Below are 849 nucleotides of genomic sequence, written 5' to 3'. Positions count from 1 at the left end.
AATACCAAAATGTGTTTATTCAAAGGCAGCAATACAAGCTGTATCTTCATACACAACGATTTCCAGCAAACTTCTTAGGGATGCACAACATGATAAAAACTCTACAAAAGCTAAAAATAAACATAATTTTGCAATGGAATGAGCTGGAATACAGAATTGAAAGATAACTGTAATGGGCAGGAAACATTGGTGATTTCTGTTCTTTAGTAGGCCAAGACCCAACCACATCATTATTTTCATCACCCTGTCATGCTCTCAAAACATCCTTTTAAAAGTTAGCAGATTCTTCTCTGGATTGCTCTCATTTCAGCTAACCATTTGCAGATATGAACATACTGATTAATTGTAAGCTCTGCCTTCACTAGCATTTTCTGAGCTTGTACACTAGAGAATCCGTATTTCCCCATTTTCACTTGTATGAAACAGTGGTTTGTATGAAGTTTTTTTTGTGTAAAAAAATATTTTTGTTGCTGTAGACTGTGTGTATGACTTAATAACAATATATTAAATAAATACAATTTCATTGGCTAAAGTAAGTTCTATCTATTATATTGATAAATGTTTATTGGCAGGTGTCAATGCCACATACCCCACTGTCTATAAGATGTTACTCAGTACTTAACCAGTGTGAAGTGGCCAGTAACATGGCGAGATATGATGGTCTGGAGTTTGGTTACCGAGCGAAAACAACAGTTTCAACAGAACAGCTGTTTGCAGACACAAGGAGTCAAGGATTTGACAGTGTTGTACGTGGACGTATACTGCCCGGCAACTACTTTTTGTTACAAAGGTAACAATATTATGCTCCACTACATTCTTAATTTTTATATTTTCTATAGCGTGTAGTCT

Annotated in this window: 1 protein-coding gene; it reads left to right on the top strand. The window is 35.3% G+C overall.

Features of this window, described 5'->3' with window-relative positions:
* On the top strand, positions 1 to 343 hold a 343-nt coding region (locus tag MAGTDC_RS05700), incomplete at its 5' end, for a hypothetical protein (RefSeq protein WP_278046981.1).
* Between the last annotated feature and the right edge of the window lie 506 nt (positions 344 to 849).

Source organism: Candidatus Hodgkinia cicadicola, assembly GCF_002774925.1.
The sequence above is the reverse complement of the archived record's forward strand: the minus strand, read 5'-3'. Positions and strand labels throughout refer to the sequence as shown.